The following is a 14868-nucleotide window of genomic DNA, read 5'->3' as shown; positions in this document are numbered from 1 at the left end:
TCGAAAGCCTACCCAAAGCGTACGATTCGTTGCGACCTATGGCTGCAGACATCCTCTGATAGCAAGCTATGCGATAGCAAGGAGACGCTTATGGGCGATACCGATCGGAAACTGTTTGTACTGGATACCAATATCCTACTTCATGAACCTCTAGCCATTTACTCCTTCCAAGAACATGATGTGGTCATCCCCATGACCGTCCTCGAAGAACTCGACCGAATCAAAGACAGCAAACGCGACGTTGCGCGTGATGCTCGTGTGGCGATTCGTGCGTTAGAGAATTTGTTTCACGATGCAACACCAGATGAGATATCAGAAGGGATCCCTTTTACCAAACAAAGCAGTGCGACCGGCACCATTTCAATCTTAGCCGACTATGATGTCCACGAGAGCGTAAAAGCTTTCACCGACAAAGAAGGCGACAACCGTATACTTAACGCTGTGCTCCACTTGCAGAACAAACGTGCTCCTCGCTCGGTTGTCCTGATTACCAAAGACATCAACATGCGTCTGCGTGCCAAAGGCGCTGGCGTACGTTATGTTGAAGACTATCGTACTGACCAACTGATTGATGACGTCCAGTACCTCACCAAAGGTTTCCAAACTCGACCGGGAAATTTCTGGGGTGATATTGAGAATGTAGATAGTTATGCACTTGAAGGTAAAACCTACCACAAACTCGACCGTGAACCGTTTGAACCCACTTACATCAACCAATATGTGATTGACGAAGAGAGTGATTTTGCTGCGCGAGTCGAAACCATCTCCGAAGACAAAATTACTCTGCTAGACAAAAGCCGAGAGCGCATGATGCACCGCAAAGCCTGGGATATCACACCAAAGAATATCTATCAGGCCATGGCGTTAGATGCTCTGCTCGATCCTGAAATTGATTTGGTAATTCTGACGGGTGCTGCCGGTAGTGGTAAAACACTGCTTGCGATGGCAGCAGCACTAGAGCAAACCGTTGAGAAGAAGATGTTTGATAAGATCATCGTCACTCGTAACACACCGGATATCGGTGAATCTATTGGCTTCCTTCCGGGTACGGAAGAAGAAAAAATGATGCCTTGGCTGGCAGCCGTTACCGATACACTGGAAGCTCTACATAAGAACGACCACTGTACTGAAGGCTCTTTGAAATACATTGTCGATAAGGCCAATATTCAGTTCAAATCGATTAACTTTATGCGCGGACGCTCAATACAAGACGCCTTTGTGTTGCTTGATGAGTGTCAGAACCTTACGGCTTCACAAATCAAAACCATCATTACTCGCTGTGGTGAAGGCACAAAGATTGTGTGTTCAGGTAACCTTGCACAGATCGATTCACCATACCTAACCCCTGTTACCTCTGGTTTAACCTATATGGTTGAGCGCTTCAAAAACTTTGAAGGCAGCGCCAACATCCATCTCAACGGTGTGGTTCGCAGCCGCTTGGCTGAATTCGCCGAAGAGAATTTATAAGCACATCTGGCGAGATGTTAAGCACATCTCGCCTTTTATTTAAAATAATTATTCACTTTTATAGCATTTCCATGTTTAACTAGCCCTACTCGTTATTTGTATTTAAGGACTGAGTCATGGCTTTCAATTTACGTCACCGCAATTATCTAAAACTGCTTGATTTTACGCAGAAAGAAATCCAATTCTTACTGGATCTCTCTGCTGATTTGAAACGAGCAAAAAAAGCGGGCACTGAGCAAAAAAAACTAATCGGTAAAAACATCGCGCTCATTTTTGAAAAAGCCTCTACTCGTACCCGCTGTGCCTTTGAAGTAGCCGCTTTTGATCAAGGCGCACAGGTCAGCTACCTTGGCCCTTCAGGCTCGCAAATTGGCGACAAAGAATCAATGAAAGATACCGCTCGCGTATTGGGCCGTATGTACGATGGTATTCAATATCGTGGCTTTGGTCAGGACATTGTAGAAGAACTCGGTAAATATGCTGGCGTACCAGTCTGGAACGGCTTAACCGATGAATTTCACCCAACTCAGATTCTGGCTGACTTCTTAACCATGCAAGAATACTCTCGCGGCAAACCACTCAGCGAAGTTAAGTTCGCTTACCTCGGTGATGCCCGTAACAACATGGGCAATTCACTGATGGTTGGCGCGGCAAAAATGGGGATGGATATCCGCTTGGTTGCACCAAAAGCGTACTGGCCGGATGCCGAGTTGGTGCAAACCTGCCAAGAATTAGCCAAAGAGAGCGGTGCAAAAATCACCCTCACGGAAAATGTTGCGGAGGGCGTCACAGGTTGTGATTTTCTTTACACCGACGTTTGGGTCTCTATGGGTGAAGCACCTGAAGCATGGGATGAACGTGTCGCTCTAATGAAACCTTATCAGGTCAACATGGATGTGATTAAAGCCACAGGTAACCCACATGTGAAGTTCATGCACTGCTTACCAGCGTTCCATAACGATGAAACCACTATTGGTAAGCAAGTGGCTGAAAAGTTTGGTATGAAAGGCTTGGAAGTGACCGAAGATGTGTTTGAATCCGACTATTCAATTGTGTTTGATGAAGCAGAAAACCGCATGCACACCATTAAAGCGGTGATGGTTGCAACGCTGGGCGATTAGCGAGGCGATAAATTACGTAATCGCTTGCGTCACTAAAAACAAAGCGTATAATTCCCAGCAATTTGTCTAGGGGGGCCCAATGAAATTGATGCATATTGACTATCGTGCAGCTAAAAATTTCGGTAAGCAATTACGCTTACAGGGTAAACTGTTTTCCCCCGTTGTTGAATTTTAAAGCCTCCCTTATTGGGGGGCTTTTTTATGACTTTAAGAAAATGATAGGGAAGAAGATCATGGCTAACTCGCTTTATAAAAAGCACATCATCTCCATTTCTGAGCTTTCAAGACAAGAATTGGAATTGATTGTTCAAACTGCTGGCCAGCTTAAAGCTGAACCAAAACCTGAGCTGATAAAGAACAAAGTCGTTGCAAGCTGTTTCTTTGAGCCGTCGACTCGTACGCGCTTATCATTTGAGACGGCGATTCAACGTATCGGTGGCAGCGTCATCGGTTTTGATAATGGCGGTAACACTTCGTTAGCAAACAAAGGGGAAACACTGGCGGATTCTGTTCAGATTATTACCTCTTATGTGGATGCGTTTGTTATGCGTCACCCACAAGAAGGTGCAGCACGTCTAGCTTCTGAGTTTTCGAATGGCGTTCCTGTCATCAATGCGGGCGACGGTTCAAACCAACACCCGACTCAAACTCTTCTCGATTTGTTTACTCTGTATGAAACTCAAGGTCGACTGGACAACCTGAACGTGGCTTTTGTCGGTGACTTAAAATACGGACGCACCGTGCATTCACTTGCTCAAGCTTTGGCAAAGTTTGATAACAACCGTTTCTTCTTTGTGGCACCAGACGCATTAGCAATGCCTGATTACATCTGTGAAGAACTGGATGAAGCGGGAGTGGAATACAGCTTACACAGTGATATGGAAAGCGTGATCCCAGAACTCGATATCCTGTACATGACTCGCGTACAGAAAGAACGTTTTGACCCATCTGAATACTTACATATTAAGTCAGCTTTCGTTCTAACCGCTTCAATGCTTGAAAATGCCCGTGAGAATATGAAAGTTCTTCACCCGCTTCCTCGTGTTGACGAAATCACTACCGACGTCGATAAAACACCTCACGCTTATTTCTTCCAGCAAGCGAACAACGGTGTTTATGCACGTGAAGCACTGTTAGCCCTAGTTTTGAACGAATCACTGTAATCGGAGACTGTCATGAGTAAAGAAACCAAACTACAAGTCGAAGCCATCAAAAACGGCACAGTGATTGACCATATTCCGGCACAAGTGGGCATCAAAGTTCTCAAACTGTTTGATATGCATAACACCCAGCAACGAGTGACTATTGGTTTGAACTTACCGTCTTCTGCGCTTGGACATAAAGATCTATTGAAGATTGAAAACGTGTTCATCAACGAAGAACAAGCGAACAAACTAGCGCTTTACGCTCCACACGCAACAGTAAACCAAATCGAAAACTACGAAGTGGTGAAAAAACTGGCTCTGGAGCTGCCTGAGAAGATCAACAGCGTGTTTGCCTGTCCAAATAGCAACTGTATTTCTCACAATGAACCGGTAGAAAGCAGCTTCCGTATTATCGAAAAAAATAACGATATTCGCCTGAAGTGTAAGTACTGTGAGAAAGTGTTCTCGCGCGAAATCGTGACTGAGCGCGAAGGCTAATCAAACCTTTACCTATCAAGGTATAAAAGGCAAACTGCTAGGGTCTGTTATTTGATTGGTGTTTACACCGCAAGTAAACAGGCCTTTTTAATTCGAATAATGAATGGAATAAGAACCATGACAAAAGTTTTGCACACAGAATCTGCTCCAGCGGCAATTGGTCCATACATTCAAGGTGTTGACCTTGGCAATATGGTTTTAACTTCTGGCCAAATCCCAGTAAACCCAGTAACTGGTGAAGTTTCTGACGATATCGCAGTCCAAGCGCGTCAATCTCTAGACAACGTAAAAGCTGTGGTTGAAGCTTCTGGCTTAACTGTTGGCGATATCGTAAAAATGACTGTATTCGTAAAAGATCTCAACGACTTCGGCACAGTGAACGAAGTTTACGGTAAGTTTTTTGACGAGCACAACGTCGCTCACTATCCAGCACGTTCATGTGTGGAAGTGGCTCGCCTACCAAAAGATGTAGGTATCGAAATCGAAGCGATTGCCGTTCGAAAATAATTTTAGTTGAGCAGCCAGTACCGCTCTGTGTGGTGCGACTGAACAAACAAAAAGGGTTGCCGAAGCAACCCTTTTTATTCACCAATAAAAACGCTATTTTTTCGCGTTAAGCTGAGCGACTTCTTTATCAAGCTCTTCCAGCTTCACTTTCATTGCTTCATAGCACTGATTTGAAAGATCGCGCACCGACTTGTCTTTGTATTCTTCGACCGTCACAGGTGGCAGCATTTCTACAATCACATGGCCGTTATTCCAACGATTTAATTTCAAATGACGAGTTGAGCTACAAACAATTGGAATCACTGGCACTTCAGCACCCATTGCTGCGTGGAACGCGCCGGTTTTAAATGGCAATAAACCACGCCCACGAGAGCGAGTACCCTCAGGGAACATCCACACTGATACGTCACTGCTTTTAATGCTATCAACCACTTGGTTGATTGTACCTTTCGCTTTTGTTTTGTTTGCTCGGTCAATCAGAATGTTACCCGTCAACCAGTACAACTGACCAAACAGTGGCATCCACGCTAGGCTTTTCTTACCCACAGTAACCACTTTCGGTGTTACCGCTGATGAAACAGTGAAAAGGTCCCAGTTATTTTGGTGGTTGGCAATGTAAATCGCCTGCCCACGCTTGTAAGCATCTTCTGGAATACGAAGTTCCAACTTAATGCCAAACACTTTCGACATCGCTGCAAACATGCGACCAAAAGTGAATACATGCTTCGGGTTACGTGGGCTTAACAAGCAGTAACCACATCCGAATACAAACATCACCATTGCAAAGATGGCGACAGCAATGATACGAAGTAATGCAATCATCAGTTTTCTCCAAAGGAGCTTTACCAACCTAGTTCAGAGAAAATCCAAACTCAGGTCAAAATAAAAAGCCGAAATCAAGAGACTTCGGCCTATATACCAAATTAAAAATTAACTCGCTGCATGCACGCGCTGAATATTTGCGCCAAGTGCAGAAAGCTTATCTTCAATACGCTCGTAACCACGATCAATATGGTAAATACGGTCAACAATGGTTTCGCCGTGAGCAATACAGCCAGCAATCACTAAGCTTGCAGACGCGCGAAGGTCCGTTGCCATCACTTGTGCACCACTTAATGATTCCACATCACCGCAAATTACTGTGTTACCTTCGATTTCCGCCTTCGCGCCCATACGCATAAGTTCTGGGACGTGCATAAAACGGTTTTCAAAAATGGTTTCAGTAATCACACCGCCACCTTTTGCCATCATATTCAGCAAAGTGAACTGAGCTTGCATGTCGGTTGGGAAACCCGGATGCGGAGCGGTACGAATGGATACAGCTTTCAACTGACGACCAGTCATATCTAAGCTAATCCAATCTTCACCCGTTTCGATATCTGCCCCCGCTTCTTCAAGCTTAGCAATAACCGCTTCCAGTAATTTGGCATTGGTTTTACGACAAACGATTTTGCCTTTAGACACCGCAGCCGCCACTAGGAAAGTACCGGTTTCAATACGGTCTGCCACAACAGTGTGTTTACCACCACCAAGAGACTCGACGCCTTCGATGGTAATAGTGTCAGTACCTGCACCCGAAATTTTCGCGCCAAGCTGGTTTAGGAACTTAGCGGTATCGACGATTTCAGGTTCACGCGCTGCGTTATCCAGAATAGTTTTGCCTTCAGCTAATGTTGCCGCACACATGATAGTGATTGTTGCACCAACACTCACTTTGTCCATCACAATGTGCGCACCTTTCAGGCGACCATCAACGCTGGCTTTTACGTAACCATCTTCTAAAACAATCGTTGCGCCTAACTGCTCTAAACCGTGAATATGAAGATCCACAGGACGAGCACCGATAGCACAACCGCCAGGTAGCGATACCTGACCTTCACCAAAACGAGCAACCAGTGGACCTAAAGCCCAGATAGAAGCACGCATGGTTTTTACTAAATCGTATGGAGCACAGAATTGATTAATCTGGCTTGGATCAACGTGAACTGAACCATTACGTTCTACTTTTGCACCTAAGCGCTTAAGCAGTTCCATTGTGGTATCAATATCACGCAGGTGAGGTACATTGCTCACCTCTACTGGCTCAGTTGCCAGAATAGACGCAAATAAAATTGGCAGTGCTGCGTTTTTAGCACCAGAAATGGTCACTTCACCTTGTAGCGGCTTATCTGACCCAATTACTCGAAACTTATCCATTCACTAACCTTAAAGTGACATCAATTTTTTATCGCGAGCCCACTCTGCTGGCGTGAACGCTTTAATAGAAACGGCATGAACATCGTTGCGCTTAATATATTCCATTAATGGACCGTATATCAGCTGTTGTTTCTTCACACGGCTCATTGATTCAAAGCATTCATCCACAGCAATAACTTCGTAGTGGCTACCTTCACCTTTACAATGGATCTCTTGAAGGTTGAGTGCTTGATCTAAGATTTCTTTAAGTTGTGTGCTATCCACAATTCACCCCGTTGGAAATTTGTATATGTTGAGACATCAACTCTTCAATATTGCTCAACTGAATTAGTGTGCGCAGCTCTTCTGGCACAAAACTGAGCATTATATGGCAATTTCGTTTTTTTGCATGCTCTATTAGGTGAATCAACATCACCATACCAGCAGAATCAATACGTTCGACGTTCTGTAAAGAGACTTCAAACTGTTCTGTTTCCGGCTGCCATTGCTGCAACGTTTGCCATAAGAGCGGCACCTTATCACGATCCAGCGCTCCGGTCAGCTTCGCTATCTCTGAATTAACCGTCTGCCATTGCGGATGCATCATTGGGTTTTGCTCTCAAATCGAATCGGTTGTTTCGACAAATCCTGCAGCTCTTTGGCAACAGCCAAAATGCCTTCTTGGCGAATTTTGCCATTCCATTCAGATTGTTTGCTCGTCAGGAAACTGATGCCTTCGGCTATCATGTCGAACGCTTTCCAATCACCGGATTTTTCTTTGCGTAACTTAAATTCCAACTTAATGTTTGGACGCGGTGAATCAATAATATCCACCTTGATACTCGAAATTCGGCGGTCATCCTCAAGCTGAGGTTCTGGACCAAACTCGATTTCTTGGTTGGTATACTGAGTCAAAACCTGCGCGTAGTTTGTTACCAAATAAGCTCTGAATGCTGTAACAAACTCACCCACATCTTCTCTTTTTGCGCCTTTCAAGTTTGAGCCAAGGAGTTTTAACGCCGCATATTGATCATTGATATAAGGCATCAGCTCTTCTTCAACGATCACTTTTAAATACTCAGGATTCTCTTGAATCTTTGGTTGCTCTGCTTTCAAACGCTTAAATGATTGCTCAGCGACTTGTTTCATCATTTTGTAAGGATCAGTACGGTCAATTTCTTGTGCGTTCACTGTCCACGATAAGAGCAATATCCACAATGTGGTGACATAACGTTTCAACATGGTTTACTCCTTACTCGCCTTACTTTCCGAACCGCCTACGCTATACAGCACCTGACCAATCAAATCTTCTAGAATGAGTGCAGATTTCGTATCTTCAATAAGATCGCCATCTTTCAACATCTCTTCATCTTCAAATACAAAGCCAGGAATAAGGCTGATGTACTGTTCGCCAATCAGTCCTGCCGTTAAAATGTGTAGACTCGAATTGTCAGGAAACTGATTGTATTGGCTATCAATAGCCATAGTCACAACAGGAAGTAAGCTGCTCTTGTTCAAAACGATGGATGAGACACGTCCCACCACAACACCACCCACTTTGACTGGCGCTCGGACTTTTAAGCTACCAATGTTGTCAAACTCTGCTCGGAGTGAGTAAGTATCGTTTGTTCCCAGACCTTTCACGTCAGCGACTTGAAAAATCATTACCAGAATTGCGCAAATCCCCGCTAGCACAAAACTGCCTACCCAAAATTCTAGTTTACGTGTCTGTTGCATGATTAGTTCCCAAACATCAATGCAGTCAATACAAAGTCTAGCCCTAATACAGCTAGAGACGAATGCACAACAGTTCTTGTCGTTGCTCGACTGATCCCTTCAGAAGTAGGAACCGCGTCATAACCATTAAACAGCGAGATCCAAGTGACTGTGATGGCAAACACCACGCACTTAATCAAACTGTTACCAATATCTTCACCCAATTCCACTGATGCCTGCATCGTGGACCAGAAACTACCGTGATCGATGCCTTTCCAATCAACACCAACCAACTGACCACCCCATATGCCGACTGCCATAAAAATCATGGCGAGAAGTGGCATAGAAATCAAACCAGCCCATAACCTTGGCGCAATTACACGTTTTAGAGGATCGACAGCCATCATTTCCAAGCTGGAAATTTGTTCAGTAGCTTTCATCAATCCGATTTCAGCAGTCAGCGCTGAGCCCGCTCGACCAGCAAACAATAGTGCGGTTACCACTGGCCCAAGTTCACGTAATAGTGAAAGAGCAACCATTTGCCCTAAGCTGGTTTCAGCTCCGTAATCAACAAGTATCACATAGCCTTGCAGACTGAGAACCATACCGATAAACAGCCCTGATACGATAATGATCGCTAAAGATTGGACACCAATGCTATAGAGCTGTTTAACAAGAAGTGGGAAATTTTTAATCGGATGAGGTCGACCAAACAGTGCCCCTGAAACCATTAAGCTTGCGCGGCCAAATGATTCACAAATGGCAAAAAAGCGACGCCCTAATTGGCTAACTCGTTGTAATAAATCAGCCAACATGGAAAAGATCCTTTTCAATTGGTTGAACAGGATAACGAAATGGCACAGGACCATCCGCTTCACCTTTTAAGAATTGCTGAACACGAGGGTCTTCCGTTTTGTACAAATCTTCCGGAGTACCCTGAGCGATTACTTTACCTTCCGCTAACAGGTACACCCAGTCTGCAATGCTCATGACTTCCGGTACATCATGGGAGACAACAACAGAAGTAACACCGAGTGCTTGGTTTAAATTTCGAATCAATTCAACCAATACGCCCATGGTAATAGGATCCTGACCAACAAAAGGTTCGTCATACATAATAAGCTCAGGATCGAGAGCAATAGCGCGAGCCAGTGCTGCTCGTCTTGCCATACCGCCGGAAAGTTCGCTAGGCATCAAATAAGCGGCGCCACGAAGTCCTACCGCTTCAAGCTTTAGCAGTACCAAAGTTCGAATTAAAGACTCATCAAGATCGGTGTGTTCTCGGATAGGAAAAGCGACGTTATCGAATACGTTAAGATCAGTAAACAGAGCACCTGACTGAAAAAGCATGCTCATTTTCTTACGCGCTTTATATAACTTGTTTCGACTTAAGGTTGGAATATTGCTGCCGTCAAACCAGATTTCACCTGTTTCAGGATACAGTTGACCACCGATAAGTCGTAAAAGCGTTGTTTTACCAATTCCTGACGGACCCATGATGGCGGTAATTTTACCTTTAGGGACTTGAAGACTGATGTCATCAAAAATGATTCGGTTAGATCGGGAAAAGGTTAGATTTTTTATAGTGACTAAGTCAGTGTCAGACATACTGGCTATTCGCTGCTGTAAGATTCTCATCCATGTGATAGGCCATAATAAGCATATTCATCCCAAATTAAAAGCACTGTTCAATTGCAGCCACATTGAAACCAAAATTAGACTTCAGTTCCAGTTTTATCAGTCAATTTATTGATAAAAGGCCCATCTTTAAGTTTTACATCAAGCGTAGGTGCATTTTTTCATTACCTCTACATTTGTATACAAATTTGCCCAGAACTGAGAACAATAAATTGGAACTTCGGCTTCCCTTTTCCCCATCAAAGCGTCAAAATCGGCGGTTAAACATTTTAGTCGCTGATTAAGTATAGGAATCACCATGATCGAAGCTGTTGCGTTTCTAATTGTAGGTCTAATCATTTTAGTTTGGAGTGCCGATAAACTCGTCTTCGGTTCTGCAGCTTTAGCACGCAACTTCGGAATCTCACCACTTGTTATCGGTATGACAATTCTGGCCATGGGCTCTTCTGCTCCAGAAATGATGGTTTCAGCAACGGCAGCACTTGATGGTAAAACAGATACAGCCGTGGGTAACGTACTCGGCTCCAATATAGCGAACATCGCCCTGATTCTGGGTATTACAGCCTTAATTAAACCACTTGCTATCAGCTCTCCAGTGCTTCGCAGAGAATTCCCTCTGATGATCGCCGTGACTCTGTTAGCGGGTGTAATTATGTGGAACAACCACCTAGGCTTTTATGAAGGCGTATTGCTGTTTGTTTTGTTCGGCGTATTCATTCTCGCAATGCTAAAAATCAGCCGCAACGAACAAAAGAATGGTGATCTTCTATTGGAAGAACAGGAATCTGAAATTCCTGACGGCGTGAGTAATCCTAAAGCAGCCATGTGGATCGCGATTGGTTTGGTTCTGCTTCCGATCTCTGCGGGTTTACTGGTCGACAATGCTGTAATTATCGCCAAATACTTTGGAATGAGTGATCTTGTGATCGGCTTGACCATTATCGCAGTCGGTACCAGCCTTCCAGAACTTGCCGCTTCTGTTGCAGGTGTTCTAAAAGGTGAAGACGACATGGCAGTTGGCAACATTGTCGGTTCAAACGTATTTAACATTTTAGCCGTGATGGGTATTCCGGGCATTTTGAACCCTTCACTCCTGAGTGAACACGCGATGGGACGAGACTTTTGGGTCATGCTTGGCGTTTCTCTTCTACTCGTGGTGATGGCGTTGGGTAAATCACGCAGCATAAATCGTATTGAAGGCGCGATTCTGTGTGTCACCTTTCTGGCGTACCAAACTTATCTATTTATGAATATGGCAGCGTAATTGGAGCGTAATATGTCTAATAACTTTGACTACCGCAGTGTTGCTCAGCAAGTTCTGACAACGGAAATCGAAGCATTACAGCAGCTAGATCAATACATCAATGACAACTTTGTCCGCGCCTGTGAAATGATGCTGGACAACAAAAATGGCAAAGTTGTGGTGATGGGTATTGGTAAATCCGGCCATATTGGTAAAAAAATAGCGGCAACACTAGCCAGTACTGGCACTTCAGCATTTTTTGTTCATCCCGGAGAAGCATCTCACGGCGATTTGGGTATGATCGAACACGGTGACATCGTTTTAGCGATATCAAACTCAGGGGAGTCAGCTGAAATTCTCTCTCTGTTTCCGGTACTAAAACGATTAAACAACCGCATTATCAGTATGACTGGTAACCCTCAGTCAAACATGGCAAAACTGTCTGATATTCATCTACAAATAACGGTTCCAAAAGAAGCTTGCCCTCTTGGTTTAGCTCCAACATCCAGCACCACAGCAACTTTGGTGATGGGCGATGCATTAGCTGTCGCATTATTGCAGGCTCGCGGATTTACTGCAGAAGACTTTGCACTTTCTCACCCTGGCGGTGCCTTAGGCCGTAAACTGCTGATGAAACTGGCCGACATCATGCATTTCGGTGAAGCTCTGCCAAAAGTAAAACCGACAGCATTAGTCAGAGAAGCACTGTTAGAAATTAGCCAGAAAGGCTTAGGTATGACAGCGGTAACCGATGAAGACGATCATTTGATCGGCATCTTTACTGATGGCGATTTACGTCGAATTCTTGATAAACGGATTGATATCCATACCGCAACCATCAGTGAAGTAATGACGAAGAACCCGACTGTCGCTTCACCAAACTTACTGGCTGTTGAAGGTCTAAACCTGATGCAGGAAAAACGCATTAACGGCTTAATGCTGGTGGAAGATGGTAAAGTGGTGGGCGCATTAAACATGCACGACTTGCTTAAAGCAGGAGTTATGTAATGGCTCAGACAGTTGAAACGCTTTATGGTGAGGTTGACGCTTCTATTCTTGCTATCGCAAAAGAGATAAAACTGCTAATTTGCGATGTCGATGGTGTGTTTTCCGATGGCTTAGTCTACATGGGCAATCATGGCGAAGAACTGAAGACATTCCACACTCGTGATGGGTATGGCGTAAAATCACTGATGAATGCGGGAATTGAAGTCGCCATCATCACTGGTCGCCAATCAAAAATCGTTGAAAACCGCATGAATGCGCTTGGTATAAAACTTATTTACCAAGGCCAAGACGATAAAGTGAAAGCGTACAACGATATTTGCCAAAAGTTAGCGATAGAACCGCAACATACAGGCTATATTGGTGATGACTTGATCGATTGGGCAGTAATGGAAAAAGTAGCGCTTAAAGTCTGTGTTGCTGACGGGCATCCACTGCTTGCTAAACGCGCTAACTATGTAACAACAATTAACGGTGGACGTGGCGCAGTACGTGAAGTGTGTGATTTGATTCTACAAGCACGTAACGAGTTGGACGTTCATAAAGGCTTAAGTATATGAGTTTGTCTCGTATTCTTTATACGATACTTCTGTTTGTCGCTTCATGGTCTGCTTATTACCTATTCGACAAAGAACAAACGGCTGACATCCAAGTAGCTCCTAATTTGGAACTACCAATGTTTAGCGGAATCAATTTAGATAACGTCTCTTACAACGAGAGTGGCGTGAGAAGTTATGTGATCACGTCTACACATTTGGATCACTATGCCAAGAGTGGCAATACCATTTTTGATACTCCGATATTAAAAATCTATCGCGAAGGAACCAATCAAGAGTGGGAGATCACAGCAAAGCGCGGTATTTTAGCTAAAGATAACGTCTTAACGCTGTATGATGATGTTATCGTGAAGAATTTACTCGACGATTCTGGTTTTGATAAGCTCACGACCACAAGAATGAGCATTCATCTCAAGAACCGTGATTTTTGGGCTGATAATCCAGTAGATTTAAACGGTCCGCAATTTGAAACAAATGGACAGGCGATGAAAGGTAACTTTGGTGACCATTCGGCTGTTCTTTATAACCATGTACAAGGTAGATATGAAACTCTCACACCTTAGTCTTATTGCTTGCTTACTGACTTCTGGTCAGGCTCTGGCTCTATCAACCGATAGCCAGCAACCTGTGTACATTGACTCTGACAGCCAACAGTTAGATATGAAAAGTAACCGAGTTACTTTCCTTGGTGATGTAAAGCTGAAACAGGGCAGTATTAATATCAACGCTGATAAGTTGATCGTCATTCGTGATGCAAAAACCGGACAAATTGAAGAAATAGAAGGCTATGGTGATGTAGCCACTTTTTCTCAGCTCACTGACGATGGAAAAACACTGTACGGTGAAGCAAAAGAACTGTATTACAAAATGGCTGCCGATGAGTTGACCATGGTAGATAAAGCCTTACTGTCTCAAGACGACAGTGAAATTCGCGGTAACAAAATTCGCTACCAAATTTCATCGCAAAAACTTATTGCTGACGGCAATGGCGGTGGTCGAGTATCCACTGTTCTTCAGCCACAAGCAGCACCAAAAGAATAACTATGGCGATCCTAAAAGCAGAACATTTAGCGAAAAGCTACAAAAAAAGAAAAGTCGTCTCTGACGTAAGCCTAAAAGTAGAATCTGGCCAAATTGTTGGATTACTTGGGCCAAACGGCGCAGGAAAAACCACCTCCTTCTACATGATTGTAGGCTTGGTAGCTCGTGACGAAGGCACCATCAGTATTGATGACAAAGACATCAGCATTTTGCCAATGCATAGCCGCTCTCGTATGGGGATTGGCTATTTGCCACAAGAAGCGTCCATCTTCCGCAAACTTTCAGTGGAAGATAACATCATGGCCGTATTGCAAACACGTGAAGAATTAAGCCGAGAAGAACGTCAAGACAAGCTTGAAGATCTGCTCGACGAATTCCACATTCAGCATATCCGTAGCAGTGCCGGTATGGCATTGTCTGGTGGTGAGCGTCGTCGTGTTGAAATTGCCCGCGCTTTGGCAGCGAATCCACAATTTATTTTACTGGATGAACCCTTCGCCGGTGTTGACCCAATTTCCGTTATCGACATTAAAAAAATCATTGAACACTTAAGAGATCGTGGACTGGGAGTCCTGATCACTGACCACAACGTGCGGGAAACTCTCGACGTATGTGAAAAGGCTTATATTGTAAGTCAAGGGCAGCTCATCGCTGAAGGAACGCCGCAGGAAGTGCTCAACAACGAACAAGTTAAGCAGGTATATCTCGGTGAACAATTCCGTCTATGATTAATATCATGGGCAATTCTAACAACA

The 14868-nt window shown here is 44.2% G+C and carries 19 protein-coding genes; 11 read left to right on the top strand and 8 right to left on the bottom strand.

From position 1 onward, the window contains the following. The first annotated feature begins 90 nt into the window (after positions 1 to 90). The 5 genes from HKI82_RS14425 (at position 91) to HKI82_RS14405 (ending at position 4738) form a co-directional block, all read left to right on the top strand. Positions 91 to 1467 carry a PhoH family protein gene (locus HKI82_RS14425; protein ID WP_171138381.1) on the top strand — a complete coding sequence of 459 codons (1377 nt, stop codon included), beginning with the start codon at positions 91 to 93 and terminating at the stop codon, positions 1465 to 1467. A gap of 116 nt (positions 1468 to 1583) precedes the next feature. After that, positions 1584 to 2588, top strand: a complete 1005-nt coding sequence (gene argF / locus HKI82_RS14420) for an ornithine carbamoyltransferase (protein ID WP_102941110.1) — start codon at positions 1584 to 1586, stop codon at positions 2586 to 2588. Between the two features lie 233 nt (positions 2589 to 2821). After that, positions 2822 to 3751 (top strand): aspartate carbamoyltransferase, encoded by a 930-nt coding sequence (gene pyrB / locus HKI82_RS14415; RefSeq protein WP_042485378.1) that lies wholly within the window; start codon positions 2822 to 2824, stop codon positions 3749 to 3751. Positions 3752 to 3763: 12 nt separating this feature from the next. After that, positions 3764 to 4231 (top strand): aspartate carbamoyltransferase regulatory subunit, encoded by a 468-nt coding sequence (gene pyrI, locus HKI82_RS14410; protein WP_102941112.1) that lies wholly within the window; start codon positions 3764 to 3766, stop codon positions 4229 to 4231. A gap of 117 nt (positions 4232 to 4348) precedes the next feature. Then, complete coding sequence (locus tag HKI82_RS14405) at positions 4349 to 4738, top strand: RidA family protein (protein WP_042485372.1); 390 nt, start codon at positions 4349 to 4351, stop codon at positions 4736 to 4738. A gap of 93 nt (positions 4739 to 4831) precedes the next feature. Here the strand turns inward: HKI82_RS14405 and HKI82_RS14400 are convergent, their stop codons facing one another. From HKI82_RS14400 to mlaF, 8 genes are all read right to left on the bottom strand, one after another. Continuing rightward, positions 4832 to 5560 carry a 1-acylglycerol-3-phosphate O-acyltransferase gene (locus tag HKI82_RS14400; protein ID WP_171138380.1) on the bottom strand — a complete coding sequence of 243 codons (729 nt, stop codon included), beginning with the start codon at positions 5558 to 5560 and terminating at the stop codon, positions 4832 to 4834. A 108-nt stretch (positions 5561 to 5668) separates the two neighbouring features. Next, positions 5669 to 6934, bottom strand: coding sequence for a UDP-N-acetylglucosamine 1-carboxyvinyltransferase (murA, locus tag HKI82_RS14395; RefSeq protein ID WP_102941114.1), 1266 nt, complete (start codon positions 6932 to 6934; stop codon positions 5669 to 5671). A gap of 9 nt (positions 6935 to 6943) precedes the next feature. After that, positions 6944 to 7198 (bottom strand): BolA family iron metabolism protein IbaG, encoded by a 255-nt coding sequence (ibaG, locus tag HKI82_RS14390; protein ID WP_042485365.1) that lies wholly within the window; start codon positions 7196 to 7198, stop codon positions 6944 to 6946. Beyond that, positions 7191 to 7520, bottom strand: a complete 330-nt coding sequence (locus HKI82_RS14385; protein ID WP_102941115.1) for an STAS domain-containing protein — start codon at positions 7518 to 7520, stop codon at positions 7191 to 7193. The genes ibaG and HKI82_RS14385 overlap by 8 nt, the downstream gene beginning before the upstream one ends. After that, entirely contained in the window at positions 7517 to 8155 is a 639-nt protein-coding gene (locus HKI82_RS14380; RefSeq protein ID WP_102941116.1) for an MlaC/ttg2D family ABC transporter substrate-binding protein, read from the bottom strand. Before HKI82_RS14380 ends, HKI82_RS14385 begins: the two co-directional genes overlap by 4 nt. A 3-nt stretch (positions 8156 to 8158) precedes the next feature. Then, positions 8159 to 8650, bottom strand: a complete 492-nt coding sequence (gene mlaD / locus HKI82_RS14375) for an outer membrane lipid asymmetry maintenance protein MlaD (RefSeq protein WP_102941117.1) — start codon at positions 8648 to 8650, stop codon at positions 8159 to 8161. Between the two features lie 2 nt (positions 8651 to 8652). Beyond that, complete coding sequence (mlaE, locus tag HKI82_RS14370) at positions 8653 to 9444, bottom strand: lipid asymmetry maintenance ABC transporter permease subunit MlaE (RefSeq protein ID WP_102941118.1); 792 nt, start codon at positions 9442 to 9444, stop codon at positions 8653 to 8655. Further along, positions 9434 to 10237, bottom strand: a complete 804-nt coding sequence (gene mlaF, locus HKI82_RS14365; protein ID WP_102941119.1) for a phospholipid ABC transporter ATP-binding protein MlaF — start codon at positions 10235 to 10237, stop codon at positions 9434 to 9436. The genes mlaE and mlaF overlap by 11 nt, the downstream gene beginning before the upstream one ends. Positions 10238 to 10565: 328 nt before the next feature. Between mlaF and HKI82_RS14360 the strand changes: the two genes are divergently transcribed. The 6 genes from HKI82_RS14360 to lptB are packed head-to-tail and all read left to right on the top strand — an operon-like array spanning position 10566 to position 14841. Continuing rightward, a complete protein-coding gene (locus tag HKI82_RS14360; protein ID WP_042485352.1) occupies positions 10566 to 11531 on the top strand; it encodes a calcium/sodium antiporter in 966 nt (321 codons plus the stop codon). A gap of 12 nt (positions 11532 to 11543) precedes the next feature. Next, a complete protein-coding gene (locus tag HKI82_RS14355; protein WP_042485350.1) occupies positions 11544 to 12518 on the top strand; it encodes a KpsF/GutQ family sugar-phosphate isomerase in 975 nt (324 codons plus the stop codon). Then, complete coding sequence (kdsC, locus tag HKI82_RS14350; RefSeq protein WP_171138379.1) at positions 12518 to 13075, top strand: 3-deoxy-manno-octulosonate-8-phosphatase KdsC; 558 nt, start codon at positions 12518 to 12520, stop codon at positions 13073 to 13075. Before HKI82_RS14355 ends, kdsC begins: the two co-directional genes overlap by 1 nt. Then, entirely contained in the window at positions 13072 to 13635 is a 564-nt protein-coding gene (lptC, locus tag HKI82_RS14345) for an LPS export ABC transporter periplasmic protein LptC (protein WP_102941122.1), read from the top strand. The genes kdsC and lptC overlap by 4 nt, the downstream gene beginning before the upstream one ends. Next, positions 13616 to 14113, top strand: a complete 498-nt coding sequence (gene lptA, locus HKI82_RS14340) for a lipopolysaccharide transport periplasmic protein LptA (protein ID WP_042485338.1) — start codon at positions 13616 to 13618, stop codon at positions 14111 to 14113. Before lptC ends, lptA begins: the two co-directional genes overlap by 20 nt. A gap of 2 nt (positions 14114 to 14115) precedes the next feature. Further along, complete coding sequence (gene lptB / locus HKI82_RS14335; RefSeq protein ID WP_042485337.1) at positions 14116 to 14841, top strand: LPS export ABC transporter ATP-binding protein; 726 nt, start codon at positions 14116 to 14118, stop codon at positions 14839 to 14841. The last annotated feature ends 27 nt before the right edge of the window (positions 14842 to 14868 follow it).

The organism is Vibrio plantisponsor, from assembly GCF_013041605.1.
Lineage (GTDB): Bacteria > Pseudomonadota > Gammaproteobacteria > Enterobacterales > Vibrionaceae > Vibrio > Vibrio plantisponsor.
The sequence above is the reverse complement of the archived record's forward strand: the minus strand, read 5'-3'. Positions and strand labels throughout refer to the sequence as shown.